This is a genomic window from Vibrio sp. 10N.222.48.A3, from assembly GCF_041475345.1.
Taxonomy (GTDB): Bacteria; Pseudomonadota; Gammaproteobacteria; order Enterobacterales; family Vibrionaceae; genus Vibrio; species Vibrio tasmaniensis_A.
The window spans coordinates 1-1,155 of record NZ_JBFRVX010001401.1; the positions used below are offsets into that span (position 1 = coordinate 1).

Below are 1,155 nucleotides of genomic sequence, written 5' to 3' on the forward strand. Positions count from 1 at the left end.
GATACAATCAAATGCAGAGATACGGTCACTGATCACCATGATTGCTAATGGCGCATCTGGTGCTACATCGTAGCCTTTCTCTTTAATTAGTCGTTGGCTATCTTCTTCAGTTAACCAGTAGACCGAACGAACCTTGCCACTGTGGACAGGTTTATCAGTACGGATTGGTAGGTCATCATTTACGGCAAGAACTTGATCAGCAAGGCTCATTTAGACATTCCTATCTTTTATCAAACGTCATACAGAGAAGTGCGGTGTGCACATGATTAGACGGGCATTATACCCAATCTACTATTTGCTTCCAGAGAAAAAGCAAACGATTGCTAAATCTATTGATCAAATAAAAACCCCCGCCTAACTATTCGCTAGAAAATTGGCGAATTGTAGGCAGGGGAAGGCAGTATATTTGGACTGTGTTTTGGAGCCATGCTGTCAAGTTAACTTAAGTTTGCTAGCCAAAATGTTATTAAGTCAGGCGGTCTAGTGAATACGCTCTGAATTGGCATCAATAAAGAAGACTTCGCACTGAAAGCGCATTCCTAATGTTCTTAGGTATTGCTGACTGAATTGATCAATCGAAGCACTCGCAACAATCGCGCTCGCATTCTTAGATCGAATGGCTTTCTCGACGGTTTCTACTTCTGTCATTTGATTAGAGGCTTTCATGTGAATAACACGATCACAGCAAACATTATGTTGCTGCAGTTGTTTAGCCGATGGTCTTGGTGTTTGAGCCGTAAACAGTAACCACTGATGTTGATTGGACAGCAACGCCATTTTGGCAAACAACGCTTCTTCGTTTGAACTTTTTGTGTCACGAGAGACGGATGTAAATGCGCAGTGAGTTAGCGGGCTAGAGTGTTGTGCTTTAACGTGTGCTGGAATCATTTTGCTGTCCTTATATACATGCTGTATGTGTATACAGTAGTTTTTGTTGCTTATAAGATCAAGCGTTTTTTGAGGGATTATTGGCCGATCTTGCTTGGTTGGGTAAGTGGTTTTTATTTAAGCTGTTGAAAATATGGTAAAAATTAAATTTGAATGAATTTGTTGTTTTGTCTCATAAGTTGAAGAAATGTGAGCTTTATACAGGTGTATACAGTGGGTTTGACAGAAAAGTACTGTATACACCTGTATAGAAGATAAGAAGATAAG

General features: G+C 40.1%; 1 protein-coding gene and 1 pseudogene. Both read right to left on the minus strand.

The genetic code is table 11. The annotated features are described in order from the left end of the window. Nucleotides 1-210 (minus strand): annotated as a pseudogene (locus tag AB4653_RS26680) (phosphoribosylaminoimidazolesuccinocarboxamide synthase); the annotation flags it as partial. Nucleotides 211-480: 270 nt separating this feature from the next. Then, nucleotides 481-888, minus strand: a complete 408-nt coding sequence (locus tag AB4653_RS26685) for a SulA-like leucine-rich domain-containing protein (RefSeq protein WP_009846480.1) — start codon at nucleotides 886-888, stop codon at nucleotides 481-483. Nucleotides 889-1,155 lie beyond the last annotated feature (267 nt).

Bases quoted from the DNA above. Each gene is read 5' to 3' on its own strand.
- AB4653_RS26685 (WP_009846480.1), bottom strand. From the start codon at position 888: ATGATTCCAGCACACGTTAAAGCACAACACTCTAGCCCGCTAACTCAC.